This is a genomic window from Aurantimonas marianensis (assembly GCF_024195285.1).
Lineage (GTDB): Bacteria > Pseudomonadota > Alphaproteobacteria > Rhizobiales > Rhizobiaceae > Aurantimonas > Aurantimonas marianensis.
The window spans coordinates 1-25416 of record NZ_JALHBS010000074.1 but is presented as its reverse complement, the minus strand read 5'-3'; the positions used below and the strand labels follow the sequence as shown (position 1 = coordinate 25416).

26 protein-coding genes are annotated in these 25416 nt (G+C 63.3%); 20 read left to right on the top strand and 6 right to left on the bottom strand.

Annotation, left to right across the window (positions count from 1 at the left end; translation table 11 throughout):
* Positions 1-87: 87 nt before the first annotated feature.
* The 6 genes from MJ956_RS12580 to MJ956_RS12555 all read right to left on the bottom strand — a co-directional run bounded on the left by MJ956_RS12580 (position 88) and on the right by MJ956_RS12555 (position 8300).
* Positions 88-3300, bottom strand: coding sequence for an efflux RND transporter permease subunit (locus MJ956_RS12580; protein WP_253964801.1), 3213 nt, complete (start codon positions 3298-3300; stop codon positions 88-90).
* Positions 3300-4862 carry an efflux RND transporter periplasmic adaptor subunit gene (locus tag MJ956_RS12575; protein WP_253964800.1) on the bottom strand — a complete coding sequence of 521 codons (1563 nt, stop codon included), beginning with the start codon at positions 4860-4862 and terminating at the stop codon, positions 3300-3302. Before MJ956_RS12575 ends, MJ956_RS12580 begins: the two co-directional genes overlap by 1 nt.
* Entirely contained in the window at positions 4859-5371 is a 513-nt protein-coding gene (locus tag MJ956_RS12570; RefSeq protein WP_253964799.1) for a GbsR/MarR family transcriptional regulator, read from the bottom strand. Before MJ956_RS12570 ends, MJ956_RS12575 begins: the two co-directional genes overlap by 4 nt.
* 72 nt (positions 5372-5443) lie before the next feature.
* On the bottom strand, positions 5444-6793 hold the full coding sequence (fliI, locus tag MJ956_RS12565) for a flagellar protein export ATPase FliI (protein ID WP_253964798.1): 1350 nt from the start codon (positions 6791-6793) through the stop codon (positions 5444-5446).
* The gene (gene flgF, locus MJ956_RS12560; protein WP_253964797.1) at positions 6790-7515 is read right to left on the bottom strand and encodes a flagellar basal-body rod protein FlgF; all 726 of its coding nucleotides are present in this window, start codon (positions 7513-7515) and stop codon (positions 6790-6792) included. The genes fliI and flgF overlap by 4 nt, the downstream gene beginning before the upstream one ends.
* A 2-nt stretch (positions 7516-7517) precedes the next feature.
* Entirely contained in the window at positions 7518-8300 is a 783-nt protein-coding gene (locus MJ956_RS12555) for a DUF1217 domain-containing protein (RefSeq protein WP_253964796.1), read from the bottom strand.
* A gap of 176 nt (positions 8301-8476) precedes the next feature.
* Between MJ956_RS12555 and motA the strand changes: the two genes are divergently transcribed.
* The 20 genes from motA to fliF form a co-directional block, all read left to right on the top strand.
* On the top strand, positions 8477-9340 hold the full coding sequence (gene motA / locus MJ956_RS12550; RefSeq protein WP_253964795.1) for a flagellar motor stator protein MotA: 864 nt from the start codon (positions 8477-8479) through the stop codon (positions 9338-9340).
* A gap of 3 nt (positions 9341-9343) precedes the next feature.
* Positions 9344-10282, top strand: a complete 939-nt coding sequence (locus MJ956_RS12545) for a FliM/FliN family flagellar motor switch protein (RefSeq protein ID WP_253964794.1) — start codon at positions 9344-9346, stop codon at positions 10280-10282.
* Positions 10263-10655, top strand: a complete 393-nt coding sequence (locus MJ956_RS12540; RefSeq protein ID WP_253964793.1) for a DUF6468 domain-containing protein — start codon at positions 10263-10265, stop codon at positions 10653-10655. Before MJ956_RS12545 ends, MJ956_RS12540 begins: the two co-directional genes overlap by 20 nt.
* Positions 10656-10733: 78 nt before the next feature.
* Positions 10734-11096 (top strand): flagellar motor switch protein FliN, encoded by a 363-nt coding sequence (gene fliN, locus MJ956_RS12535; RefSeq protein ID WP_253964792.1) that lies wholly within the window; start codon positions 10734-10736, stop codon positions 11094-11096.
* Between the two features lie 6 nt (positions 11097-11102).
* Positions 11103-12149, top strand: coding sequence for a FliG C-terminal domain-containing protein (locus tag MJ956_RS12530; RefSeq protein ID WP_253964791.1), 1047 nt, complete (start codon positions 11103-11105; stop codon positions 12147-12149).
* A gap of 112 nt (positions 12150-12261) precedes the next feature.
* Entirely contained in the window at positions 12262-13350 is a 1089-nt protein-coding gene (flhB, locus tag MJ956_RS12525) for a flagellar biosynthesis protein FlhB (protein WP_253964790.1), read from the top strand.
* Between the two features lie 2 nt (positions 13351-13352).
* Positions 13353-13796 carry a hypothetical protein gene (locus MJ956_RS12520; protein WP_253964789.1) on the top strand — a complete coding sequence of 148 codons (444 nt, stop codon included), beginning with the start codon at positions 13353-13355 and terminating at the stop codon, positions 13794-13796.
* Positions 13797-14117: 321 nt separating this feature from the next.
* Complete coding sequence (gene flgB / locus MJ956_RS12515) at positions 14118-14498, top strand: flagellar basal body rod protein FlgB (RefSeq protein ID WP_253964788.1); 381 nt, start codon at positions 14118-14120, stop codon at positions 14496-14498.
* A gap of 5 nt (positions 14499-14503) precedes the next feature.
* On the top strand, positions 14504-14920 hold the full coding sequence (gene flgC, locus MJ956_RS12510; protein WP_253964787.1) for a flagellar basal body rod protein FlgC: 417 nt from the start codon (positions 14504-14506) through the stop codon (positions 14918-14920).
* 2 nt (positions 14921-14922) lie between these two features.
* On the top strand, positions 14923-15234 hold the full coding sequence (gene fliE, locus MJ956_RS12505) for a flagellar hook-basal body complex protein FliE (RefSeq protein WP_253964786.1): 312 nt from the start codon (positions 14923-14925) through the stop codon (positions 15232-15234).
* A 94-nt stretch (positions 15235-15328) separates the two neighbouring features.
* Complete coding sequence (gene flgG / locus MJ956_RS12500; protein ID WP_253964785.1) at positions 15329-16117, top strand: flagellar basal-body rod protein FlgG; 789 nt, start codon at positions 15329-15331, stop codon at positions 16115-16117.
* 3 nt (positions 16118-16120) lie between these two features.
* A complete protein-coding gene (gene flgA, locus MJ956_RS12495) occupies positions 16121-16615 on the top strand; it encodes a flagellar basal body P-ring formation chaperone FlgA (RefSeq protein WP_253964784.1) in 495 nt (164 codons plus the stop codon).
* Positions 16612-17790: a flagellar basal body P-ring protein FlgI gene (gene flgI, locus MJ956_RS12490; protein WP_253964783.1), complete on the top strand. Its 1179-nt coding sequence runs from the start codon at positions 16612-16614 to the stop codon at positions 17788-17790. The genes flgA and flgI overlap by 4 nt, the downstream gene beginning before the upstream one ends.
* Positions 17791-17804: 14 nt before the next feature.
* On the top strand, positions 17805-18380 hold the full coding sequence (locus MJ956_RS12485) for a MotE family protein (RefSeq protein WP_253964782.1): 576 nt from the start codon (positions 17805-17807) through the stop codon (positions 18378-18380).
* Positions 18377-19081: a flagellar basal body L-ring protein FlgH gene (gene flgH / locus MJ956_RS12480; RefSeq protein WP_253964781.1), complete on the top strand. Its 705-nt coding sequence runs from the start codon at positions 18377-18379 to the stop codon at positions 19079-19081. Before MJ956_RS12485 ends, flgH begins: the two co-directional genes overlap by 4 nt.
* A gap of 203 nt (positions 19082-19284) precedes the next feature.
* On the top strand, positions 19285-19788 hold the full coding sequence (locus tag MJ956_RS12475; RefSeq protein WP_253964780.1) for a flagellar basal body-associated FliL family protein: 504 nt from the start codon (positions 19285-19287) through the stop codon (positions 19786-19788).
* Positions 19785-20549: a flagellar type III secretion system pore protein FliP gene (gene fliP, locus MJ956_RS12470; protein ID WP_253964779.1), complete on the top strand. Its 765-nt coding sequence runs from the start codon at positions 19785-19787 to the stop codon at positions 20547-20549. The genes MJ956_RS12475 and fliP overlap by 4 nt, the downstream gene beginning before the upstream one ends.
* Positions 20550-20699: 150 nt before the next feature.
* Positions 20700-21974, top strand: coding sequence for a flagellin N-terminal helical domain-containing protein (locus MJ956_RS12465; RefSeq protein WP_253964778.1), 1275 nt, complete (start codon positions 20700-20702; stop codon positions 21972-21974).
* A gap of 372 nt (positions 21975-22346) precedes the next feature.
* A complete protein-coding gene (locus MJ956_RS12460; RefSeq protein ID WP_253964777.1) occupies positions 22347-23615 on the top strand; it encodes a flagellin N-terminal helical domain-containing protein in 1269 nt (422 codons plus the stop codon).
* 210 nt (positions 23616-23825) lie between these two features.
* The coding region (fliF, locus tag MJ956_RS12455) for a flagellar basal-body MS-ring/collar protein FliF (RefSeq protein WP_253964776.1) at positions 23826-25416 on the top strand (1591 nt) is incomplete at its 3' end.

The following is a 25416-nucleotide window of genomic DNA, read 5'->3' as shown; positions in this document are numbered from 1 at the left end:
GCCGGAGCCGCGCCCTTCGTCGTCACCGACATCGTCAAAACGATGTCTCCGGTGACTACTGCGGTGATGGTGCGCTGGCTCTACTGATCACTCGGCTGGAGCCGTGGCGATCGGTCGCGGCTCGTTCGCCGCGGCGCCGGCCAGCGGATCGCCGCGCAGCGGGCTCGGTGCATCGATGCCGCGTCGCCGCTTCACCCATGCGGTGATGCTTTCCCCTAGCATCAGAAGGGCGGGCGTCAGCACCAGGGTGAGGATCGTCGCGAAGGTGAGGCCACCGGCGATCGCGCTCGACAGTTCCGTCCACCATTGGGTGGAGGGGGCGCCGAACTGGATCTCGCGCCGGATGAAATCGACATTCGCGCCGACAACCATCGGCACCAGCCCCAGGACGGTCGTGATCGAGGTCAGGAAAACGGGACGCAGGCGTTGCGCACCGGTGCGCAGGATCGCCTCCAGCGGCGGCTGACCCGATCTGCGCAAGACGTTGTAGGTGTCGATCAGAACGATGTTGTTGTTGACGACGATGCCGGCGAGCGCGATCACGCCGATGCCCCCCATGACGATGCCGAAGGGTCGGCCGGTGATCAGCAGACCGTAGAAGACGCCCGCCGTCGAGAACACGATCGCGCTCATCACCAGGAACGCCTGGTAGATCGAGTTGAACTGGGTGACCAGGACGACGAACATCAGGAAGATCGCCGCCGACGCCGCTCCCGTGAGGAATGTGGCCGCTTCGGCCTGGTCTTCGGCCTCGCCGCCGAAACTGTAGTCGACGCGGGCGGGAAGCTCGGCCTTGTCGAGCGCGGCGCGCAGTTTGACGATCTGGTCGTTGGCGAGAATGCCCTCTGCGACATCCGCTTCCACCGCCATGACGCGGCGTTGGTCGATCCGGATGATCGTGCCGACCTTCGGCGCCGGCTGGAAGGAGACGAAATTGCGGATTGGAACCAGGCCGCGCGCCGTTGGAATACGCAGCCCCTCCAGCCGTTCCAGGGTTCGGTCGCCGGCCGGAAAGCGGACGCGGATCGGCACTTCGCCATCACCGCCCGCATCGTCTGGCCGATAGTCCGAGACCTCGATGCCGGCGGTCAGAAGCCGCACGGCCTGGCCGAGCAGCGACACGTCGGCGCCGTAGCGCGCGGCTTCCTCGCGGTTCACCTGCAACTGCCATTCGACGCCGGGCGGCGAACGCGTATCGGTGACATTCTCGAATCCGCCGATGTCCTCCATCAGGCCCCTGAGCGTGACGACGCCATCGGCCAGGGAATTCAGATCGGATCCGCGCAGCTTGACGTTGATCGGCTTGCCGCTGGCCGGCCCGTTCTGCTCCTGCTGAACCTGGATGGTGATGCCGGGAATGTCGGCCACGCGCGCTCGAATGTCGTCGAAGATCAGCACCGCCTTGCGCCGGGTGTCCCATTCATCCAGTTCGAGCTGTATGGTGCCGATGACGTCGGCCCCGAGCTGACGCGAGCCGCTTTCGCCAAGTGTGCGGGCATAGACGGTCTCGACCTCGTCCATGCCGAGCAGGCGCTCCTCGACCCGACGCACGAGCGCGTCCTTTTCGAAGATCGAGAAATTGTCCCGGGCGCGGATCTGGACCTGGGCGAATTCCGGCTCGATGGAGGGGAAGAATTCGACGCCCTTGCCGTATTGGGAAAAGCCGTAAATCGCGCCGACAAGCAGCGACAAGGCGATGACCAAAGTGGCGAACGGACCTTTGACAGCGCTCCGCAGGACGCGCAGATAGACGCCCGTGAGCCCGCCGATGAGCGACAGGTCGCCGTTCTCCGCCGCCTCCAATTGGCGCCGCTGCTTTGCCGGCATCGGTTGTGCCTTGCCGATCAGACCGCCAAGAACCGGGATGAACACGAGCGCCATGAACAGCGAGGCCGTCAGCGTGATCAGCACGGTGAGCGGAAGGAACTTCATGAACTCGCCGACAAGGCCCGGCCAAAACAGGAGCGGCGCGAAGACGACGAGGGTTGTCGCGGTCGAGGCGATGATCGGCCAGGCCATCCGTTGCGCTGCCTGTCGATAGGCATCGCGCGACGTAGCGCCTTCCAGAAGCCTGCGGTCGGCGAGTTCCGTCGTCACGATCGCGCCATCGACGAGCATGCCGACAACCAGGATCAGCGAAAACAGGACGACGATATTCATCGTGAAGCCGAACGCCCACAGGATCGTGATCCCGGCAAGGAACGAGCCGGGAATCGACAGCCCTACGAGAATGGAGCTGCGAAGGCCCAGCGTCGCGACGATCACGATCATGACGAGGATGATCGCCGAGATGACATTGTTCTCGAGATCGCCGAGCATCGTCTTCACTTGCTCGGACTCGTCCTGCAGATACTCGACGCCGACCGTGTCCGGCCAAGTCGCCTTGTGCCGATCGACGACCGCGCGGACGGCGTCGACCGTCTCGATGATGTTGGCCCCGGATCGCTTCTTGATTTCGAGCGCGAGCGAGGGGTCGCCGTCGATCCGCGCGAAGCCGTCGGGATCCTCGAAGGTTCGCCGCGCGATGGCGACGTCCTTGAAGGTCAGCACGGTAGAGCCATCGACCTTCACCGGCATGTCCAGGACGTCGCGAATGTCCTCGATCAGGCCCGGCACTTTGAGGACAATCCGGCCGGCGCCGGTGTCGAGCGCTCCGGCTGCGATCAGGCGGTTGTTGCGGCTGATCTGGCTGACCAGTTCGTCGAAGGACAGATTGTAGGTCTCGAAGACGGTCGGCTCGATCAGCACTTCCATCAGCTCGTCGCGGTCGCCGCCGATATCGACTTCGAGGACGCCCGATAGGGCTTCGAGGTCGTCGCTAAGGTCGTTGGCGATATTGACCAGCGAACGCTCGGGGATCGGTCCGGACAGAACCACGGTCAGAATCGGAAAAAGCGAGGTGTTGACCTCATTGACCTTCGGCTCATCGACCTCGGCGGGAAGGTTCGGCTTGGCTCGGTCGACGGCGTCCTTGACGTCGGTCAGGGCTTCGTCCGCGTCGAAGCCCGCCTCGAATTTCAGCTGCACGGAAGCGTAGCCTTCCGCGGCGTGGGATTCCATTTCGTCGAGGCCTGACAGCGACGACAGCTCGGTCTCCAGGGGCCTGACCAGAAGCCGCTCGCTGTCCTCCGGCGAGATGCCTTCCAGCGTTGCCGTCACGTACATCACCGGAATCGGAATGTCGGGGGAGGATTCCTTCGGGATGGCTTGGTAGCCGATAACGCCGGCGACGAGGATCAGCGCGAGGATGAGCAGAACGGTGCGCGAACGGTCGAAACCCGCTTCGATCAGGGCGTTCATCAGCGCGCCCCTGCGGTCGCCGTCGCAAACAGGGCGCTCGCCAGCTTCGCAGTGACCTCGCCGGTGACGGCGAGACCATTGTCGCGCTGGAACTTCTTGATTGCCTCGCGCGTCGAGTCCCCCAGCAGGCCGTCGATCGGTCCCGGTTCGTAGCCCAAGGCGCGAAGTCGCTGTTGCAAGAGCTGGATTGAAGGTTCCTCGCCGAGGCTCCTGGCTCTCGGGCTGTTCGAATCGGACGACTCGGTCAGCGCCGCGGTCTCCACCGTTTTGCTCGTCAATGGAGAGGCGGATGCGCGAACGCTTCCAGTCGTTCTCGCGGGACTTGTCTTCGGTGCCCCGGCGGTCGGCTCATTGTCCAGCATGCCGTCGCCAACGGCCATGGGCTCGGCCTCGGGCGGCGTGATGGCCGGATTCGACGGCTCACGACGCGCGTCATCGGGTTTAGCCTCGATCACGCGGACGTCTTCGCCTTCGGACACAAAACCCTGGCCGACCGTAATGATCCGCAAAGACTCGGGAAGTCCGGCGACCCAAAGCCCGGTCGTTTCCGCCCTGACCAGCTCGATCGGATGGAAGGTGACCTTGTTCTCGGCATCGACAGCCTTGACGCCGAGCGTGCCGTCCGACCCGAGTGCCAGAACGGCCGCGGACAGGAAATGCGCGGGAACCTCGCCGACGGGAATACGCACCTGCGCCGAGATGCCGGCAGGGATGTCGCGGTCGGGATTGGACACGGTGATCTCGACCGGGAAGGTCCGAGTGGCGGAACTGGCATTCGCGGCGATGTAGCGGACGGTGCCCTGCCGGGTTTCCCCGGTGATGAAGGTCACCGAGGCCGGCTGGCCGGTGCGCACGCGGGCGACGTTTTGCTGGGCGATCTCGACATCGACGGTCAGCGGATCATTGTCGATCTGGACGCCGACCTCGGCGCTCGCGGCAACGAACTCGCCGAGATCCAGATCGAACCGGTCGAGCGTGCCGGTGATCGGCGCGCGAATCTCCGTGTCGCCGGTGGTCTGTGCGATCACCGCCAACGACGCCTCAGCTTTCGCCAGTTCGGCCTGCGCCTCCTCGACCTGGGCCGCCGTCGCATAGCCGCGCTCGGCCAGTCCCGACACGCGATCGAACTCGCCCTGGCGGCGGGCAAGCTCGGCCTCGGCCTGCATGCGTTGCGCCTCGCGGTCGGCGAGGGCGATCTTGGCGATCAGCGCGCCTTCCTCGAGAAAGTCGCCCTTCTTGACCGCAATGGTCTCGACCGTTCCGCCCACCTTGGCGCGAACCGGCGTCGTGCGGTCAGGCAGAACCTGGCCCTCCGCCGCGACGAACTCCACCACCGGCTCGGCGCGGGAAGCGAATGCCTCGACCGTAAAGGGCTCGCGGGTCTTGGATTTCGTCGCTTCGACAGCCTGATTCTGGTCGGGATAATAATAGCCCGAGCCCATCCAGGCGACGAGGGCCAGGACGAACAGCGCCGCCAGCCAGCCGGCGCGTGACTTGCGCTCCTTCGGCGCCGGTGCGGATTCCGCAACCGGGGAGGGCCCTGTATTCTCGTGCATATTCATTGCTTGCCCCGCCCTTCTTCATCGAGCCGGCACAGCTTGGCCGCGAGATCGTTGAGCGAGGCGACGGCAGTTTCGAAGAACTCGCGGGCCTGCTCGAGCCGCTGACGCTCGGCAATCGCGTCGGGTGGCAGGTCGGTTTCCGCCGCGACGATGCTGGCTTGCGTCTCTTCCATCCGGTGAGCCACGCCGCGAATCATGTTGACATAAGGCCTGTCGGCGAGACGGAAGAAATCCTGCCGCTCACCTTCGACCTGAACCTTGACGATCAATCCCTTGCTCTCGAGCAGGCGGGCATTGGTCGAGATCGACGCCCGGCTGACGCAAAGCCGCGCCGCAAGGTCACTGAAGCTGACCACTCCCGGTTCCAGGATCATCAGGCCGAACAGCCGGCCGGCGATGCGCGGCATCCCCTCCGCTTCCAGATGGTCGCCCATCCGGTCGATGAAGCGGGCGCGGCAGAGGTCCTCGGGGCAGGGGCGGACCAGATCTTGATCGACAGCGATATTCATCGGCGGCAAATACGAACGCCTACCTGTTCAGTCAAGACTGAACGGGAAAAATTGTTCAGTTGCGGCTGAACGTCACGCCTTGGCAGGCCCCCGCGCCGCGGCGAAGCTTTTCTTCAATCGTGCGCTGAGCTCGGCGAAGGGCTCTCCGGTCGTGATGGCCCCGGGGTGCTGGACCATATAGTCGTAGACATGCGGACCGAGGTCGACGGCCTGATCCAGGGTCTCGTCATTGCCGCGCTGATAGCCCCCGAGCAAACGCAGATCGCGGGTGTCCTCGTATCGCGAGATCATGCTGCGCAGGCGCGTTACGAGCTCGCGCTGTTGCTCGTCCCAGACCCGATCGGCGAGGCGGGAGATCGACTTCAGCACGTCCACGGCCGGGAACCGGCCCTGCTCGGCGATCGCCCTGTCGAGGACGATATGGCCGTCGAGCGTGCCGCGGATCGCGTCGGCGATCGGGTCGTTGTGGTCGTCGCCGTCGACCAGCACGGAGAAAATGCCGGTAATTGTTCCGGAGCCTTCGAGACCGGGGCCGGCCCGTTCGAGAAGTCGCGGCAACTCGGAAAAGACGCTCGGCGGATAGCCGCGCGCGACGGGCGGTTCGCCGGCTGCCAGCGCGACGTCGCGTGCCGCATGGGCGAGGCGGGTCACGCTGTCGACGATGAGCAGGACATTCTCGCCCCGATCGCGGAAATACTCGGCAACCGATGTCGCCGTGCGGGGCGCGAGCCGCCGCATCATCGGGCTTTCATCTCCCGTCGCCACGACAGTGACGAGCTTTTGCAGGTCGCCGCCCATCGTCTCTTCGAGAAATTCGCGGACTTCGCGGCCGCGCTCGCCGACGAGCGCGACGACCACGGTGTCGAAGCCTTGCGCGCGCGCCAGCATGCCCATGAGCGTCGACTTGCCGACGCCGGAGCCGGCGAAGATACCGATACGCTGCCCTTTGACCAGCGGCGTAAAGATATCGAGCGCATGCACGCCCGTCGGCACAGAACCGCCGACACGGCCTCGCCGCAGAGCCGGCGGGGGCGCGGCATCGGCCAGGCGATCCTCGTCGCCGGCGGCTAGCGGGCCAGCCCCGTCGCACGGCATGCCGAACGCGTTCACGACCCGCCCCTTCCAGCGCTCGGAAGGTGCGACCGTGAGCGGACCGATCCGCCTTGCCGGCGCCTTGACCCCGCGGCTGAACCGGTTGCCGAAGGGTTTGATCGTCAGGCTGTCCGCCTCGATGCGGACCACTTCGCCGATTTCCTCGCCGTTCGGGCCGGGGCAGGCCACGCAGTCACCGAGCCGCACGAAGGGCGACAGACCCGCGACCTTGAAGGCCTGGGGCGACACGTCGACGATGTGGCCCGAGATCGCCAGGCGCTCCTCTTCGAGCGGCGGGATCTTGTAGCTGCTTTCCGCGAGTGCCGTCACGACATGTTACCCAAGTTCTTGACCGCATCGTCGAGCGTGCGCTCGGAGGTCTGGACGAGATTGGAGGCACTTTCGAAAGCGCGCTGCAGGGCGATGAGACGACTGATCTCCAGAACCGGATTGACATTGGAGCCTTCGACGAAGCCTTGCATGACGCCGACGTCGCCGAAGTCGAGGATGGGAACCGCCGCCCGATCCGGAATGACGCCGGAGTTCTCGAAACGGGTCAGATTGGCTCCCGGCGGCATGGCGAACAGCCCGACCGCGCCGATCTGGGCGCCGTTCTGTGTGATCATGCCATCGCGGGCGATCGCGATCGGCCCGGCGTTGGGATCGACTTGCAGCGTCGCGCCGCCGACATCGAGAATCGGATAGCCGTTGATCGTCTCCACCGCGCCTTCTGCATTGATCCGCATCCGGCCGTCGCGTGTGTAGACTGGACCGTTGGGACCCTGGATGGCGAAAAACGCATCGCCGGATACCGCCATGTCGAGCGTGTTTCCGGTCTGGGTCATTTCGCCCGCCCGGGTCGAAAGATACGTCGTGCCCTCGGAGGCGAAGGCCACCGGGTCTGAGCCGGCCCGGGAAATCAGTGCCTCGAATTTGACCTCTTCGGCTCGAAAGCCGGCGGTTCGGGCGTTGGCGACGTTGTGGGCGATGGTGTCCAGCCGCTTCTCGAGGGCGAGTTGCGCGGACAAGGCGACGGGGAGTGCGGTCTGCAAGGTCAGAAACCTCCGCTTCGGTAGGACTGGAGCGAGAGCAGCAAATTGCCGTCGATCCCGGCGCTCGACGGGCCGAATAGCGAAAGGGCCGGGCTGGTGACCTGTGCCGACGTTTCCGTCGTGTCGTACATCGCCGTGAAGCGCGTCAGCAGCTTTTGCAGCTTCTCCGGATCCTTCAGATCCTCGATGTCCAACCGCTGTTCGTAGAAAGCCGCCTGCTTGTCGATATCCAGCGCGCCGATCTCGGTCGGGATGCCGAAGGCGACCTGGACGACCTTCATCAAAGCAGTGTCGGCCAGGATCGAAAAGGTGCTGGTGATCGAGGGTGCGGCGCGTTCGAAATACAGGGCAAGCCGCGCGCCCTCGCTCTCGGCGCCGGTGTCCTCCTCCAGCGTCTGGCGGATATATTTGTCGACGACGACCTGCTGTGTTCGCTCGAAAGCCATCGTCGTCTTGCCGTAACGCGCGAAATTGAAGGTTTCGGCGAATTCCTTGTAGCGATTGTCGCTCAGCTTGTTGGCAAAGCTCTCCTTGTCGTCGATGCCTTCGACCAGGACCTTGCGCATGAACGCCTTGGCATAGGTCATATCCTCCAGCCCGAAGGCCTTCATGGCGAAGTTGTAGACCCGATCGTTGGAGAGGAAGTCCTCGACCGTCTTGATCGAGGACAGCGCCTCCAGATAGCGTTCGCTCGCGCGTTCGACCGTCGGCTGTTTTGCCGTTCGGTCGAGAGCGGCCGGAAGGTCGCGACGTATGAGATCGAAACTGGTCGTTGCACCCAGCATGGCGGCGCCTTCCGGTAGACTTATTTCAAGTGGTGCGAAAATCGGGCAGCTTGCTTGCGCCAGCCTGTTCCGCACGACCGAACGGCTTTTCCCGCCAGAGCCGACGCTTCGGCAAGGCTCGCACAAGCGGGGCTACCTACCGGTGAAACTCGAAAATTGGGAAATCGGGGGCCCGCATGGGTATTCTGCTTGGGCTGGTCGTGACGTTTGGAGCCCTGTTCGGTGGCTTCGTCGCGATGGGCGGGAAATTGATGGTCCTGGTCCAGCCGTTCGAATACGTGATCATTCTGGGCTCATCGATCGGGACCTTCCTTGTTGCCAATCCGACCAAGGTGGTGAAGGATACCGGCAAGGCGGTCATGGAGGCTTTCAAGAACAAGGTTCCGAAGTCGAGTGACTATCTGAACGTTCTAGGGCTGTTGCATCAGCTGATGCGTGAGATGCGGTCGAAATCGCGTAGCGAGGTCGAAGCGCATATCGACGACCCCAAGGAATCGACGATCTTTCAGGCGTATCCGGACGTTCTCAAAGACGACGCCATGACCAGCTTCATTTGCGATTACTGTCGGCTGATCATCATCGGCAATGCGCGGCCACACGAGATCGAGTCGCTCATGGAGGAAGAGATCCAGACGATCGCGTACGATCAATTGAAGCCCAAGCACGCCCTCCAGGACATGGCTGACGGGCTTCCCGCTCTCGGCATCGTCGCGGCCGTGCTCGGCGTGATCAAGGCCATGGGCGCCCTGGACCAGTCTCCCGAGATTCTTGGCGGCCTGATCGGGGCGGCCCTTGTGGGGACCTTCGCGGGCATCTTCTTTTCCTACGGCATCGTCGGCCCGATCGCCACCAAGGTGAAGGGGGTGCGCGACAAGAAGTGCCGGATGTTCACTATCGTGAAATCGACCCTCATCGCGTATATGAATGGCGCGATGCCGCAGGTGGCGCTCGAATATGGACGCAAGACGATCTCCGCATATGACCGTCCCACGATCGACCAGGTCGAAAATGAAACCATCGGCGGCGGATCGGCGGCCTGATCCATGAGCCCGACCGCTCCTCAGCCGGATTCGGCCAATATCGGCGAACGACTTCGCAGCGCGGCCGAGTTCGATCCACGCAATCTTCCGCGCCTCACTCATATGGGCGAGGCGTGGGCGGAGGCGGCTACCGCCAGGCTGGGCGCGATCGCCGGCGCACCGTTCGACTTCCTGTTGACCGAGGTCGATACGGACTTCGCACCCGAGGCCGAAAGCGCGGATGCGGCAGCAAGTCTCTTCGCATTGCTGTCTTCGCCGCGTTTTCGAACGCCGGGCTATGTCGCTGCCAAGCGCTCCGGCCTGGATGCGCTCATCGCGGCCTTCTTCGCGGCGGAGCCCTCCAATGCGGGTGACGTCCCGCGTGGACCCACCGACCTCGATCGCGGTGTCGTCAAGCTCGCCCTTGCTGCCGCGTCCGAAGCCGCCGGCCCGGTGTTCGAGCCCATTGCCGATCTCAAGCTCTCGGTCGGTGATCTGATCGATCCTCCCCTGCTGGTCGAGGAACTCGGCGAGACGAGCGACCGCTTCGTGTTGTTTCGGTTCGAGCTACGGGCCGCGGGAATTGCCGCGCCTCTCGCCTTCGCCTTTCCGGCCAGTTTCCTGGCGCCGCATCGGCGCTTCCTCCGCAAGCTGCCGGAGGCGCCCCAGCGCGATCGCGACGAAAGCTGGTCCGAGGCGATCAAGGCGAGCTTTGCCCAGAGCGACCTGCGACTGGAAGCGGTGCTCGCCAAGAAGAAGGTCCCGCTGAGGACGATCGCCGGCTTCAAGGTGGGCGACACGATTCCGCTGGCGATCGGCGCCGACAGCCTGATCGCCGTCGCATGTGAAAACAGGCCGCTGTTTCGCGCGCGCATGGGGCGCTCGCGGGACACCTACGTCTTGCGGATTGAAGAACGGATCGATCCCGCCGAGGAGTTTATCGATGACATCCTACCTGACTGATATCATATTAATGGTGGCGCTTGTGGTGACAGCGCTCAGAAGCGGGCGCATGTATCGTGAGCTTCGGACCTTGCGGTCGTCGGAAAGCGCCCTCGGTGCCGCGCTCGCGGAAGCCGACCGCTCGATCAATAGAGCCGCGGAGGCGGTGGTCGTTCTCAAGCACGAGGGTGTGCAGACCCTGCGTGCACTCGAGGCGCAGATCGTCGAAGCGAAAGAGACCACCGATCGGCTTGAATTGCTTGTCGCCAGGGCCGATTGGCATGCTAAAGGCCATGGTCAGGCGGCGCGATCCGAGCGTGTACCGGCAGCGGCGGCGAGCGAGTGCGGCGAAGGGCCGGGCGGACACAGGCTTCGCGCCAGTCTGGCTCGCTAGTCCGGTTATGAAACCCCAGTCGGCGACGCGATGTTGCGGCATGACCCGCCAGAAGCAAGCCGGAAGATGGACGACGCCATGAATGAATTTGATGATGCCCCCGATGAAGACGCCGATGCCGACGTGGGCCTCGGCGTTGGCGCGGCACCGGGCACGGACCGGCTCGATCTCGACCTGGTGATGGATGTCCCGGTGACAATGCATGTTGTCCTCGGCTCCACGACGATGACGGTCGCGGATATTCTCGATCTCGGCCGCGGCACCATCGTCAAGCTCAACACCAAGGTCGGCGATCCGGTGGATGTCATCGTCAACGACCGGGTTGTCGCCCGCGGCGAGATCGTCGTGCTCGACAATGAGGACCAGCGCTTCGGCGTCACGCTGACGGAGGTCGCCAAACCTGGCGAGCGACTTCAGTCGAAAAACCAGCGAGCCGCTTGATCTGTCATGTCGATGGTCGCCGCCTATCATGATGATGGCCCGGAGCTGCCGAAATGCGGCAGCGCTCGAGCGGCAATCCTGCTGATCGCTCTCGGCGCGCCGGGCGCGGAGCGGGTTCTCAAGCACTTGTCGCCGGATGAGATCAGGCGGCTGAATGAGAGCGCCGCCAGTCTCGAAGCGATCGAGTCCGAGCAGATCGACGAACTGGTCGACGCCTTCCAGGACGCGTTCAAGAAGGCGCCCGGCCTCGATGGTCCGGCGCGACAGATGACGGAGCTCCTGCAGAGCGCGCTCTCCGAGGAGGAGTTCGCATCCATCTTCATGTCCGGAGATGACGGCTCTTCGGGCGACTGGAGCGAGCAGAGCGGTCGCAGCATTTGGGATGCGGTCGCCAACATGGAGGGAAATATCCTCGCTCCGAAGTTGGCGAAGGAACACCCCCAGGTGGTCGCCCTTCTTCTTTCGAAAGTTCCGGCCGATACCGCATCGATCATCGTGCGCGAATTCCAGCCGGCGTTCCGAAACGACGTCATGCGCCGGATGCTGTCGCTGAAGCAGCTGTCGGACCCGGTCGTGGCGCTGTTCGAACGACATGTGCGGCATGCCTATCTTGGGGCTTCCGACAGCCCGTCGAAAGCTGGCACGCATGCAATTCTCGCGGATATCGTCAACCGCCTCGAGAAGAGTCAGTCGGACGAATTGATCGATACGATCAGGGCGGTCCAGCCGCGTGAAGCGGAAACACTGCTGAAACTTCTGTTCGCCTTCGAGGATTTGCCGAACCTGCCGCAGAAGTCCCGCCTGACCCTGTTCGACGCCGTGCCGACCGAAGTCGTGATTCTGGCGCTCCGAGGTACCGAAGGGGAACTGCGGGAAGCGTCATTGGCCGCGCTCGGCGCCCGCGCCCGCCGCATGGTCGAATCGGAACTCGCGCAGGTGGTCGATGTCCAGGCGAGCGAGATCGAGGGTGCCCGCCGACGGATAGCGAACGAAGCTCTACGGCTTTCCGGCGAGGGCAAGATACAATTGCGTGCGCCCGAAGAAACCACGTGATCCCGGCGGGGCTATCCGGCGAACGGAAGAGGGACGTCCAGCATGCCGGTGGTAAATCGTGCCGTCGCGATGTGTTCATCGAACGTCAATGGGTCTGAGGGTTTAATCCACCGTGTCGGATAGCGAGGACAAATCCTCAAAAACGGAACAGCCGACCGAGAAGAAGATCAACGACACGATCGAGAAGGGCAATCTTCCGGTCTCGCGCGAGGCGCCGATTTTGGCGTCGCTTCTGGCCACAATGGCCTTTATCGCGTTTCAGGTCCGCGATGGCGCCGGCGATCTGCTTCTCGTACTCAAGACGACGTTCGAAAACCCCTTGCAATGGGATCTGAATACGAGTGCCGATGCCCTACACGTCTTGCACATGCTGGCTCTCGAAGCCGCCCGGTTCGTTCTGCCCGCGGCCGTTTTCTTCGTCGTCGGCGGGGTCGTCTCGTCGGTTCTTCAGAACGCGCCCCAGATCAATTTCGAGCGCATCCGGCCGAAGGCGTCCCATATTTCGCTCTCCGCCGGGTTCAAACGGATTTTTGGTCTTCGGGGACTGACGGAGTTCGGCAAGTCTGTGTTCAAATTCCTCACCATCGGCGTCGTCGTCGGTACGCTGCTCATGTCGGGATTGCCGACAATGATGCGCACGATGTTCGCCGACCCGGTGCTGGTGCCGGAACTCATCCTCGAACTGGCGATGACGCTTCTTTCCGGCGTTTCGATTGCGACGATCGTCCTCGTCGCGGCTGATCTCGCCATGAGCCGCATTCACTGGCGGCGTGACCTCAAGATGTCCAAGCAGGAGATCAAGGACGAAAACAAGCAGGCCGAGGGTGATCCAATGGTCAAGGGTCGGCAGCGTCAGATCGCCCGCGATCGGGTGCGCAGGCGCATGATGACCGACGTGCCCTTTGCGACGCTCGTGATTGCCAACCCGACTCATTACGCCATCGCCCTGCGATACGTTCGCGAGGAAGGCGGCGCCCCGATGGTGGTCGCCAAGGGCACGGACCTGATTGCCCTAAAAATCAGGGAAATCGCCGAGGCAAACGACGTACCGGTCATCGAAGACAAGCTCTTGGCAAGGTCGATGTATGATCATGTCGAGATCGATCAGATGATTCCGCCGCAATTCTTCAAGGCGATCGCGGAACTCATCTATTTCCTTCACTCCCGAACGGGCTCGAAGGTGGGAGTCGCTACCGCGTAGCCATGCTCGATATCCGCAAACACAACACGCTGTCGCGCGAGCGGGCGCTTGCCGACGGCGTCAAGGAAGTCGTCGCCGAACTTCGTCTCGTGGACGTGGTCGACTACATCGCTTTCCTCCGCCTCGAACACTACGGCAACATTGCGGATATCGTCACATCCTCGGCGGAGCTGTATCTGAAGCCGGGCGTGCTGCGTTTTGCCAATTCCGGCGACGTGCGTCTCAACTGGGGTGGTATACCGATCATCTCGCTTGCCCTCGAATTCAAGCATGCCGGCGTCACAGCCCATTTCCAGCTGGAACTGGGGGCCTCGGCGGCCGCGGTGGACATTACCTACATCGCCTTCGACGACGCCGGTGAGATGGCCGATGGCGGCACCGAAGAGCTGCGCCGGGCAATCGTCGACGCCCATTTGCAAGAGCCCCCCTCTCCAGCCGACGCTTGACGTCGCCGCGCGTTGTCGCCGCGACGCATCGGAAGATGGTCTCCGCCGTCGGCCCGGGCTGCTCCGCGGAGGCTGGGCCTCGGCCGCGGGACGCGAAGCCTTCCCGAGCGGATACATCCATCCTCCGCGCCCTGTTATCGCTTTAACCTCACCCTGCGGTGCAGGTAGGGCCTCGCCCGAGGCGCCGCATCGCCCCTCGCCGCGTATCGGCGTCGTCCCGGCCGCTTGGGTTCCGATCGCAGCAGACGGACACAAGGGCAAGCTTCGGACAAGCGCTTCCCCCTAGACCTTTGAATCTCAAGAGCACTCGCGCGGGATGTCATGGATCAGGTCTATCTTTTCGGAATTGCTTCGCAGCGCACCTCGTGGTTGGCCACGCGCCAGACGCTGGTGGCCGAAAACGTCGCCAATGCGAACACGCCTGGTTACGAGGCCAAGGACCTGGCGTCCTTCAGCGAGGTTCTGGATTCGACACGCCTCGATCTCGTGAGTTCCAGCAACATGCATATGGCTTCGCTGGGCGGGGTTGGTGACAGCCAGGATGTCGTTACCCAGACGCCTTGGGATGTCACCCATTCCGGCAATTCCGTGAGCCTCGAGCAGGAAATGCTCAAGGCTGGCGAGATTTCTCGGGCGTATTCACTCGATACGTCGGTGGTGAAGGCGTTCCATCGGCTGCTCGTCATGTCCGTGAAGGGGTAATCCGCATGTCCGATCCACTTCTCTTTCCGCTCAAGATCGCGGCCAGCGGCCTTCAGGCTCAATCCACGCGCATGCGCGTGGTCTCCGAAAACATTGCCAATGCCCAGACCACCGGGACGACAGCCGGGAGCGACCCCTATCAACGCAAGACGGTCACCTTTCAGGGTGAGTTGGATCGCGTCACCGGGGCCGACATGGTCCGCGTTCAGGGAATCGGGACGGACGAAACCCCCTTCGTCCTCGAGCACGACCCCGGCAACCCTGCGGCCAACGCCGAGGGTTACGTAAAGATGCCGAACGTGCGGATGCTGGTCGAAATGGCCGACATGCGCGAGGCGAACCGCTCCTACGAGGCCAACATCCAAGTGGTGAAGCAGGCGCGCGAGATTATCAACATGACCATCGACCTTCTGAGGAGCTGACCATGATCCCTTCGATTGGAGCGACCTTTCCGAGCATCGGCACCGGGGCGATCGGCAATGCAATCACTCCGCCTAGCCCCACTCAGGCAGCCGCCGGAGCGGACTTCAGCGCGGTTCTGTCGCAAATCGCCAGCGATGCCGTCGCCACGGTGAAAACCGCCGAAGCGACCTCCATCAAGGGGATCAATGGTGAGGCGACGACGCAGTCCGTGGTCGAATCCGTGATGGCCGCCGAACGCACACTCCAGACGGCTGTTTCCATCCGCGACAAGGCGGTCAGCGCCTACCTCGAACTGTCCCGCATGGCGATCTGAGCCATCCGGAACCGCTCACTCGCCCTCCGAACACTGCTTTTCCGGCGATCCAGGACCGATGGAACGCCGACCACCTTACTGAAGGAGCCACCCGATGCGAGCCCTTGCGATCGCCGCAACCGGCATGAACGCCCAGCAGACCAATGTTGAGGTCATCGCCAACAATATCGCGAACATCAACACGACCGGTTTCAAGCGCGCCCGCGCCGAGTTCACCGATCTGCTCTACCAGGTGGAACGCATGCAGGGCATCCCCGCTCGGGGCGGCCAGGGCGTGGTGCCGGAGGGTGCTCAGCTGGGCCTCGGCGTGCGCTTGGCGGCAATCCGCAACATCAACCTTCAAGGTACGCTCAACCAGACCGGCAACAAGCTCGATCTGGCCTTGAACGGCCTGGGGTGGTTCCAGGTGGAAGGCCCGGGTGGGGAAATTCTCTACACCCGCGACGGCGCCTTCAATACCAATGGCGAGGGCCAGCTCGTTACACTCGACGGTTATCGCGTCGAGCCGGCCATCACCGTGCCGCAGAACGCCACGGAAGTGACCGTCAATCAGAGCGGCCAGGTCTTCGCCCAGGTCGACGGTCAGGCCGATGCGCAGGAGATCGGCCAGTTGACGATTGCAACTTTCGCGAACGACGCGGGACTGGCGGCGCAGGGCGGCAATCTTTTCAAGGAGACAATCGCTTCGGGCGGGCCAACCGCCGGCGTTCCGGGAGATCCGGGCATGGCGGTGGTTCATCAGGGCTACCTGGAGGATTCCAACGTCGATCCCGTCAAGGAGATATCGCAGCTGATTTCCGCCCAGCGGGCTTACGAAATGAATTCAAAGGTGATCTCGGCGGCCGACGAGATGGCGAGCGTCGTCACCAAGGGGCTCCGTTAGTCCATGAGCGGCATCGCAACCATTTCCCGGCCTCTGCCACTCAGCCTCAAGGTGGCCGCCGGTCTTGTCGCGCTCGCGGCACTCATTGTCCCGGTTGGGAGTCTGGCGGCCGAGCTCGACCTTCCGGTTCCGGCGGCCGTCGTCTATCCGGGCCAGAGCGTTGCCGATCGGGGCGTTGCCTACAAGGCCTTTATCGTCAAGGACGAGAAGCTTCCTTTATACGTGATTGAAGACGAAATTCTGGTGGGGCAGGTGGCCCGGCGTACCCTTCTGCCGGGCAAGCCGATCCTGCTGTCGGATCTCAAGACCCCGGACCTGGTGCGGGCCGGCGCGTCCGTGACGATGGTCTTTCGCGAAGGCGGGCTGATCATCACCGGCCTCGGCACGGCGCTGCGCTCGGCCGCCGAAGGCGAGATCGTGCGCGTGCGCAACGCCGACAGCGGCATCGTCGTCTCCGGTATCGTCGAGGCCGACGGCAGCGTTCGGATCCACGGATGATCGCGCGGCTGCTCCTTGGAGCCTTCCTCGTCGCCGCGAGCCTTCAGGGCGCGGCGGCCGCCGACTATAGCGGCGGCGGACAGGCTGTGGCGAAGCTCCAGCCGGTCCGCGGCAACCCGGCCGATGCGGCCGGCACCGTCCGGATCAAGGACATCGTCAATATTCGCGGCGTGCGGGCCAACCAGCTCGTCGGTTACGGTCTCGTGATCGGCCTGCAGGGGACCGGCGATTCCATGCGCAACGCGCCATTCACCGAGCAGTCGATGCAGTCCATGCTCGATCGGATGGGCGTCAATATCCGGTCCCAATCCTCGCGCAGCAAGAATGTCGCGGCGGTTACCGTGACCGCTGAACTGCCGGCTTTCATCGGCACCGGCTCACGCATCGATGTTACTGTTTCGTCGCTCGGCGACGCCTCGTCGCTGATGGGCGGCACGCTGGTGATGACGCCGCTGTATGGCGCCGATGGCGAAATCTATGCGGTCGCGCAAGGACCGCTCGCGGTGAGCGGCTTTTCCACGCAAGGCGACAGCGAACGCTTGACCCAGGGCGTGCCGACCACCGGCCGCGTGGCGAACGGCGCGCTGGTCGAGCGGGAGGTGCCCGGTTCCTTCAACGATGACGGCCAATTGGCGATCGAGCTATTCAATCCGGATTTCAAGACGGCCATCCGCGTCGTCGACATCGTCAACGATTACGCCGCCAATCGCTGGGGTGCGGCCGTCGCGCGGGAAGAAGACTTCCGCACGATTCATCTCAAGCGACCCGCGAAGGTGTCGAGTACCCGCTTCATCGCCGAGATCGGCGATCTCAGGGTCGACCCCGACCAGGTGGCGCGGGTCGTCATCGATGAGCGGACCGGCACGGTCGTCATCGGAAGGGACGTGCAGATCTCCACGGTTGCCCTGACCCATGGCAATCTGACCGTCCGGGTCAGCGAACTGCCGGCCGTCTCGCAGCCTGAGCCTTTCTCGAGGGGGCAGACAGTAGTGACCTCTGAGACCATCGTCGATGCCCGGCAGGGCGGCGGCTCTTTCGCCCTGGTCGGCGGCGCCGATCTGGAATCCGTGGTTCGCGGTCTCAATGGTATCGGGCTGAAGCCGACGGGGATCATCGCGATCCTGCAGGGGATCAAGACGGCTGGTGCCTTACAGGCCGAACTCGTGGTGCAATGATGATGCAGACTTTCATGCGAAACGGATGGCGCGCCGCGCGGCTCGTCGTTCTGGCCCCCGCTCTGGCGTCAATCGGCTTCGCGCACGCAGCCGGCGCACCCGAAATTCCGCCCCAGGAAGTCCGGATCATCGGGGAGAGCGGCGAGGTCGCGAAGCGCAAGCCCGCCAGCGAAGTCGAAGCCTATTGCCTCAACATCGCCGACGAGGCTCAGGACGCTCGCTACGCTCAGGAGCAGAAGCAACTGACCGAACTCGAAGCCGAGATCGGCAAGCAGATCGACGCGCTGGAGGCGAAGCGCAAGGACTATCAGCAATGGTTGGAGGAGCGGAAAAGCTTCCTCGAGAGCGCGTCCACGATCATCGTCGACATCTATGCGAAGATGAAGGCTGACGCCGCCGCCGCTCAGCTCGCTCAGATCGATCGCAGTTCCGCCGCCTCGTTGATTGCCCGTCTGAAATCGCGTCAGGCCAGCGACATTCTCAGTGCGATGCCGCCGGCCACCGCCGCCGAAATCACCAATCTGATCGTCCAAAAGACCTCCACCGGTGGATCGATGGACGAGAAGCAAGTTGCGGAGCGCAAGCCGTGAGAGCCTTGGCACTGATTGCTCTCGCCGCTTTAGCCGGCTGCTCGACGACGCTCGAGGATGCGCTTCGCGAGCCGGTCCTGTCGCCGGTGGGCGCGGGGCTCTACGAAAATCCGCCGATCGTGGCGCAGCCGGCCGCGTTCCCGGCCGCCGGACCGCGTACGCCGCATTCGTTGTGGAGCGACGAGCGGGCGGACTTCTACCAGGATCCGCGCGCGCTTGGTGTGGGGGATATCGTCACGGTGAAGATTCGCATCCGCGACCAGGCATCGCTCGACAACAATTCTGAGCGCTCCCGCAAGTCCGGCATCGACTCAGGGCTCGATCTAGTGGGCAGTTTCGGCGAGTACACACTGCCGACCGTGGGCGCGACCTTGGGTGCCAACGGCAAGTCCGACATGGCCGGCAAGGGCAGGATCAAGCGGTCCGAGGATATCGACCTGTCGGTGGCCGCCGTGGTCGGCCAGAAACTGCCGAACGGCAATCTGTTCATCAGCGGCCAACAGGAAATGCGGGTCAATTTCGAGGTGAGGGTACTGTCGATCGCCGGCATCATCCGGCCCCGGGACATCCTGCCTAACAACACCATCGACTATGACAAGATCGCCGAAGCGCGGATTTCCTACGGCGGCCGCGGTCGGATCACCGAGGTCCAGCAGCCTGGTTGGGGCCAGCAGATCTACGATATCGTCACGCCTTACTGAGCCGTTCGGCCCAGCCGGTACGGCGGCGTTTCGGCCGCGGCGACAAGCGGTCGCGGTCTTCCGCAAGTCTCGCGACAGCCAGACCCGATATCGCTCGGCTGTCGGCAAAGGCAACGCCATGAGGGCGCTGCCGCCGACGCGTGAGTGGAGAGGGTTCGTCGCATGACCGAGATCCGCACCTCGGGCGAAGGCAGGAAAACGCCATGAAGGGCGACGGCCTGATTCCAACCGCTGTGGCGGTGGTGATCCTGACTCTCGTCGCCGGCGGCGGCGGCGCCTTCCTCGGCAGCATGCTCGGCGAGGCCGGGGCATCGCCGGCGGAAGAGACCAAGGCTGCCGAGACGCCGGTCGAGACCGTCGTCCCGTCTGACGACAGGAGCGACATGGACCTGGCGCGGGCCGAGCACGACGAGACGCCGCTCCGCCTGATTTCGCTGAAACCGGTCCTCACCAACATCTATGCTCCCCCGCGGACCTGGCTTCGCATCGAGGCTGCGTTGGTCATGAAGGATGATGGCAGCGTCAACCCGGAAGTTCTCGCCGCCGAGATCGAGTCGGATACGCTGGCGTTTCTTCGCTCTGTCCAGCTCGCCCAAATTGAAGGAACGCGCGGGCTGCTCCATCTGCGCGAAGATCTGCGCGAACGGGCCCGCCTGCGCTCGCCCGCCGTCATCGACTATCTCATCCAGACCATGGTCGCCGAATGAGATCGTTCCTCGTTTTCCTGGCCGTTCTCTTCGTCACGCCGGCCTTTGCTCAAACGCCCGATTTGTCCGGCCTGGCGGCTCTGATCCCCGCGGGGGATTCGAGCGCGTCGGGGCGTATCGTGCAGTTGTTCGGCATCGTCACGATCTTGTCGATCGCGCCAGGCCTGCTGGTTATGGTCACCTCGTTCACGCGCATCGTCATCGCGCTGTCGATCCTGCGAGCCGGCATTGGCCTGCAGACGACGCCCGCGAATCTCATCCTGATTTCGCTGTCGCTGTTCATGACCTTTTTCGTCATGGCGCCGACCTTCGACCGCGCCTGGAATGACGGGCTGCAACCGTTGTTGAGCAATTCGATCAGTGAGGAGGAGGCGTTCTATCGGATCACGGATCCATTCAAGGACTTCATGCTGACCCAGGTACGGCCCGCGGATCTGGCGCTGTTCGGAGACATTGCGGACGCGACTAGCCGCACGCGTGTCGAACCGGCGGAGCAGGGGGCAACCGACGAGCGCGACATCGCGTTGCGGGTTCTGATCCCGGCCTTCATGATTTCCGAGCTGCGCCGTGGTTTCGAGATCGGCTTTCTCATCGTATTGCCGTTCCTGGTGATCGACATGATCGTCGCCACACTCACCATGTCGATGGGCATGATGATGCTGCCGCCTACGATCATCTCGCTGCCCTTCAAGATCCTGTTCTTCATCCTCATCGACGGTTGGAACATGCTCGTCGGATCACTGGTTCGCTCGTTTTTCTAAACTCGCCGAACGCGCTCGATTGGGCCGCTTTTTCACAATTGGTTAACGTTAAGAACCTAGGTTAACCCTCGACGGTGCCGAACATGATGACGCGGACCTTGATTCAGCAAAAAGCCCATGAAGGGCGCCTGCGCCATTAAGGGTAATGTAATGACGAGTATCAACACCAACGTCGCCGCGATGACCGCCCTGCAGACGCTGCAGCAGACGAACATGGCGATGGACGAGACCCAGAACCGGATTTCGACGGGTCTGCGCGTCGCGGAGGCCAAGGACAACGCGGCCTACTGGTCGATCGCGACCGGCATGCGGTCCGACAACCAGGCCATGTCGGCGGTATCCGATTCGCTCGGCATCGGCGCGGCCACGGTCGACACCGCCTATACAGGCTTGGCCTCCGCCAAGGACGTTCTCAACGAAATCAAGGCCAAACTGACGACCGCGACGAGTGACGGCGTCGACAGGTCCAAGGTTCAGTCGGAAATCACCGCGCTGCAGGAACAGCTGAAGACGATCTCCGATTCGGCATCGTTCTCCGGGCAGAACTGGCTCAGCAACACGGCCGCGACGACTGAGAAGGAAATCGTGTCCTCGCTGTCGCGTGATGCCAACGGCAAGCTCGCCGTCGGTTCGATCAAGGTCGACATCGTCAACATCCGGCTCTTCGCCGCCAATGCCGGCATTCTCGACAAGACCATCGATATCGACCAGTTCGAGGCTGCGACCGGTACGTCGACGGTCGAGACAGCCGCGGTCGATTTCGCCGCTGGCGACGACAAGATCACCTTCAGCATTTCGCAGAACGGTGCCGCCGGCCGCACGGTGGAGATCACCCAGACGACCCTGACCGCTGCCGGCCTCGCCGGCACGGCCATCAAGTCCGATGGCGATCTCAAGGCGGTCTATTCGCAGGCTCTGCAGGACGCCGGCATTCAGGGTATCGAGGTGTCGATCACCGCGGGTGCCTTGAGCTTCAAATCGCTCGAGAGCTTCACGGTCACCGCCGCGACGGCCTCCGGCACGAGCGCTCTCGCGGTTGCCGATCTCGGCCTGGCCGCGACCGACACCGCTGCCGGCGCCACCGGCACCTTCTCGACGGCGGTCGACGCCATCGACATCTCGGTGGCTGGCGTCACGTCGGGACAGGTCCAGGCCTATATCCGGGTCGTCGACGAGGCGCTGTCGCAGGTCACCACCGCGGCATCCAGCCTCGGTGCCGTTCAGAACCGGGTGGAGATGCAGACCGACTTCGTCTCCAAGCTCATGGACACGATCTCCAAGGGCGTCGGCGCCCTCGTCGACGCGGACATGACCGAAGAGTCGACCCGTCTCAAGGCGCTGCAGACCCAGCAGCAGCTCGGTGTCCAGGCGCTGTCGATCGCCAACACCTCCAGCCAGGCAATTCTGCAGCTGTTCCAGGGCTAAACCACCCCTCTCACAGCTCTATCACTGCCCGAAAGGCCGCTCCGCAAGGGGCGGCCTTTTCCGTTCGCGGCATGGTTCGATCGCTTTGTCGCTCCGGGTTGGTACTATGTCGGATTCCACGTCCGCTGGTGTTAGGTTTCATTAACTATACATCATTCCTATTGATTAACCATAAGACGATCGTGTTGCGGTCGGAGCAGAAGAGATCGTGTTGCTTTAAGAAGCTGGAAGGAAATCGCCCGTTATATCGGAGGCATAGCGAAGTGATCGGACGGAAACCCAGATCACAGGCATGATGCCGACTCGCTATCCCGGCCAGCCCGGACTGTCTCATCCCAATTTTGTATTCGCGTAACGGGAAGACACCCTACTATGACCAGCATCAACACCAATGCTTCTGCCATGACGGCTCTCCAGAGCCTTCAGATGATCAACTCCTCGCTCGACCAGACCCAGGCCCGCATCTCGACCGGCTATCGCGTCGGTGAGGCCAAGGACAACGCGGCTTACTGGTCGATCGCCACCACCATGCGTTCCGACAACCAGGCCATGTCGGCGGTGTCCGACTCGCTCGGCATCGGCGCGGCCACGGTCGACACGGCCTATACCGGCCTCACCGCCGCCAAGGACGTGCTCAACGAGATCAAGGCCAAGCTGACCACGGCAACCGGCGAAGGCGTCGACAAGGCCAAGGTTCAGTCGGAAATCACCGCCCTGCAGGAACAGCTGAAGACGATCTCGGACTCGGCGTCCTTCTCCGGTCAGAATTGGCTGAGCAACACTGCCGCTGGCACGCAGAAGGAAATCGTTTCCTCGCTGTCGCGTGATGCGGCTGGCAGCCTTTCGGTCGGTTCGATCAAGGTCGACATCGCCAACATCCGGCTCTTCTCCGCCGATGCCGGCATTCTCGACAAGACCATCGATATCGACCAGTTCGCTGCGGCGACCGGTACCTCGACGGTCGAGACCGCCGCGGTCGCATTCGGTGCCGACAACAAGGTCTCCTTCAGCATCTCGCAGAACGGTGCCGCTGGCCGTACGGTGGAAATTACCCAGCAGACACTGACCGACGCCGGCCTTGCCAGCAGCACGATCAAGTCTGACGGCGATCTGACGGCGGTCTACACGCAGGCTTTGAAGGACGCCGGCATTCAGGGCATCGACGTGACGATCACCGCTGGCGCGGTGAGCTTCAACTCGCTCGAGAGCTTCACGGTCAGCGCGGCGACCGCTTCCGGCACCACCCCGCCGGCTGTGGCTGATCTCGGTCTGGCAGCGGCTGACACCGTTGCTGGCGCCACCGGCACCTTCTCGACGGCGGTCAACGATATCGACATCTCGGTCGGTGGCGTGACATCCGGCCAGGTGCAGGCCTACATCAAGGTCGTCGACGAGGCGCTGTCGCAGGTCACCACCGCGGCATCCAGCCTCGGTGCCGTCCAGAACCGCATCGAGATGCAGACGAACTTCGTCTCCAAGCTCATGGACACCATCGACAAGGGTGTTGGCACGCTGGTCGACGCGGACATGACCGAAGAGTCGACCCGTCTCAAGGCGCTGCAGACGCAGCAGCAGCTCGGTGTCCAGGCGCTGTCGATCGCCAACTCCTCCAGCCAGTCGCTGCTCTCGCTCTTCCGGTAAACCTCCGCCGGAAATAGACAGCAGGACATCTGAACGGGTCCGGCCTTCATGGCCGGGCCCGTTTTCGTTTGTCCATGGCTCTGCGGCTTCCCTGCCGTAATGGCAGGAAGAGCGCGTTAACCTTTCGTTAACCGTGGTCTCGCGCAAGCTTCGGTCGGCATGGTCCGACCAATCGCATCACGTGCCACCGGAAAATCGTAGGGTTACTTCATGGCGCTCGCCATAAACGGACAAGCTCAGCAGCTTTTCAGCAATCTCTCTTCGCTCGGTCCGAGAAAGCTATCGGCTCTTGGCCTCGTTGGGTTCCTCGTCATCGCGCTCGTCGGCCTCGGCAGCTATTATCTGTCCCGTCCCGACATGGAGACGCTGTATTCCGGCCTCGACCGGACCGATGTGACCCGGATCGGCGCGGCGCTGACGGAGGCGGGCATTTCCTTCGACGTCAATGCCAAGGGAGATGCCATTCTGACGCCTTTCTCGCAGACGGCTCCGGCGCGTATGCTACTGGCCGAGAAGGGATTGCCGCGCTCTGAAAATGCCGGCTACGAACTCTTCGACAATCTCGGCTCGATCGGCCTGACCTCCTTCATGCAGGAGATCACACGCGTGAGGGCGTTGGAGGGCGAGATCGCTCGCACCATCCAGACGCTGAGAAACGTGCGCGCCGCCCGTGTCCACATCGTGCTGTCGGACGAGGGTTCCTTTCGGCGCGAGCAGCGCAAGCCGTCGGCCAGTGTGGTCATCCGTACCGACAGCGCGCAAGACTTCGGTTCCGCTCAGGCGATCCGCTCGCTCGTCGCGTCGGCCATTCCGGGCATGACGCCCGGCGAAGTGACGGTGCTCAACGCCGATGGCACGCTGCTCGCATCGGGGGACGATGCTGCCTCCGCCGCCCCCGGCAAGCTGTTCGGCATCGAGAGCGTCGTGTCGAAGAGCGTCGAGGAATCGATCCGGCGTACGCTCGCGCCTTATCTTGGTATCGGCAATTTCCAGAGCAGCGTCGCGACAAGCCTGAACACCGACCGCCGGCAGGTGAGCGAGCGGATTTTCGATCCGGAAAGCCGGGTGGAACGCTCGACGCGCAGTATTCGTGAGACGGGCCAGAGCGAGAATTCGACAAATCAGACCCCCGTCGGAGTCGAGCAAGACGTCCGCGAGGCGGATGCCGCGGCAACGGGAACCGGCGAGAAATCGATCGACGAAAAGGACCGCCGCGAAGAACTGACGAATTACGAGATCAATGAGAAGACGATCTCCACGACCAGCGATGGCTACGAGGTCGAGCGGTTGTCGATCGCCGTCGTGATCAATCGCCAGCGCATCATGGAAGCAATTGGCGAAAACGCGACCGACGCTCAGGTCGAAACGCGCATTGGCGAGATCGAGGCGCTCGTCGCTTCCGCCTCGGGCTTTTCCAGCGAGCGCGGCGATCAATTGAAGGTCACCGCCGTCGACTTCCTTGATAGCGGCAGCGCGCTCGAGCCGATCCCGGCACCGGGGTTCGGCGAGATGTTCATGCGCCAGTCCGGTACGCTGATCAACGCGCTGACGATCCTCGCTGTCGCCGTGCTGCTCATCTGGTTCGGCTTGAAGCCGGCGATTCGGGCGATCGTCGCGGCACCGCCGGCAAAGGACGAGAACGAAGTCGATCCCTTCGACTCGCCCAACACCGAGCTTTTGGACAGCCTGAATTTCGACGTCGGCGCCGCACCAGCTTCCGACGATATAGCTCAGATGGTCGGGATGGACCCGGCCTATCTTGAGGATCTGAATCGCAACCAGGCGACCTCGCCAAAGGCGC

What these genes read in the sequence shown, in the direction of transcription:
- MJ956_RS12580 (WP_253964801.1), bottom strand. Translation starts at nt 3,300, where the DNA reads ATGAACGCCCTGATCGAAGCGGGTTTCGACCGTTCGCGCACCGTTCTG.
- MJ956_RS12575 (WP_253964800.1), bottom strand. Translation starts at nt 4,862, where the DNA reads ATGAATATGCACGAGAATACAGGGCCCTCCCCGGTTGCGGAATCCGCA.
- MJ956_RS12570 (WP_253964799.1), bottom strand. Translation starts at nt 5,371, where the DNA reads ATGAATATCGCTGTCGATCAAGATCTGGTCCGCCCCTGCCCCGAGGAC.
- MJ956_RS12555 (WP_253964796.1), bottom strand. Translation starts at nt 8,300, where the DNA reads ATGCTGGGTGCAACGACCAGTTTCGATCTCATACGTCGCGACCTTCCG.
- motA (WP_253964795.1), top strand. Translation starts at nt 8,477, where the DNA reads ATGGGTATTCTGCTTGGGCTGGTCGTGACGTTTGGAGCCCTGTTCGGT.
- MJ956_RS12545 (WP_253964794.1), top strand. Translation starts at nt 9,344, where the DNA reads ATGAGCCCGACCGCTCCTCAGCCGGATTCGGCCAATATCGGCGAACGA.
- MJ956_RS12540 (WP_253964793.1), top strand. Translation starts at nt 10,263, where the DNA reads ATGACATCCTACCTGACTGATATCATATTAATGGTGGCGCTTGTGGTG.
- fliN (WP_253964792.1), top strand. Translation starts at nt 10,734, where the DNA reads ATGAATGAATTTGATGATGCCCCCGATGAAGACGCCGATGCCGACGTG.
- MJ956_RS12530 (WP_253964791.1), top strand. Translation starts at nt 11,103, where the DNA reads ATGTCGATGGTCGCCGCCTATCATGATGATGGCCCGGAGCTGCCGAAA.
- MJ956_RS12520 (WP_253964789.1), top strand. Translation starts at nt 13,353, where the DNA reads ATGCTCGATATCCGCAAACACAACACGCTGTCGCGCGAGCGGGCGCTT.
- flgB (WP_253964788.1), top strand. Translation starts at nt 14,118, where the DNA reads ATGGATCAGGTCTATCTTTTCGGAATTGCTTCGCAGCGCACCTCGTGG.
- flgC (WP_253964787.1), top strand. Translation starts at nt 14,504, where the DNA reads ATGTCCGATCCACTTCTCTTTCCGCTCAAGATCGCGGCCAGCGGCCTT.
- fliE (WP_253964786.1), top strand. Translation starts at nt 14,923, where the DNA reads ATGATCCCTTCGATTGGAGCGACCTTTCCGAGCATCGGCACCGGGGCG.
- flgG (WP_253964785.1), top strand. Translation starts at nt 15,329, where the DNA reads ATGCGAGCCCTTGCGATCGCCGCAACCGGCATGAACGCCCAGCAGACC.
- flgA (WP_253964784.1), top strand. Translation starts at nt 16,121, where the DNA reads ATGAGCGGCATCGCAACCATTTCCCGGCCTCTGCCACTCAGCCTCAAG.
- flgI (WP_253964783.1), top strand. Translation starts at nt 16,612, where the DNA reads ATGATCGCGCGGCTGCTCCTTGGAGCCTTCCTCGTCGCCGCGAGCCTT.
- MJ956_RS12485 (WP_253964782.1), top strand. Translation starts at nt 17,805, where the DNA reads ATGCGAAACGGATGGCGCGCCGCGCGGCTCGTCGTTCTGGCCCCCGCT.
- MJ956_RS12475 (WP_253964780.1), top strand. Translation starts at nt 19,285, where the DNA reads ATGAAGGGCGACGGCCTGATTCCAACCGCTGTGGCGGTGGTGATCCTG.
- fliP (WP_253964779.1), top strand. Translation starts at nt 19,785, where the DNA reads ATGAGATCGTTCCTCGTTTTCCTGGCCGTTCTCTTCGTCACGCCGGCC.
- MJ956_RS12465 (WP_253964778.1), top strand. Translation starts at nt 20,700, where the DNA reads ATGACGAGTATCAACACCAACGTCGCCGCGATGACCGCCCTGCAGACG.
- MJ956_RS12460 (WP_253964777.1), top strand. Translation starts at nt 22,347, where the DNA reads ATGACCAGCATCAACACCAATGCTTCTGCCATGACGGCTCTCCAGAGC.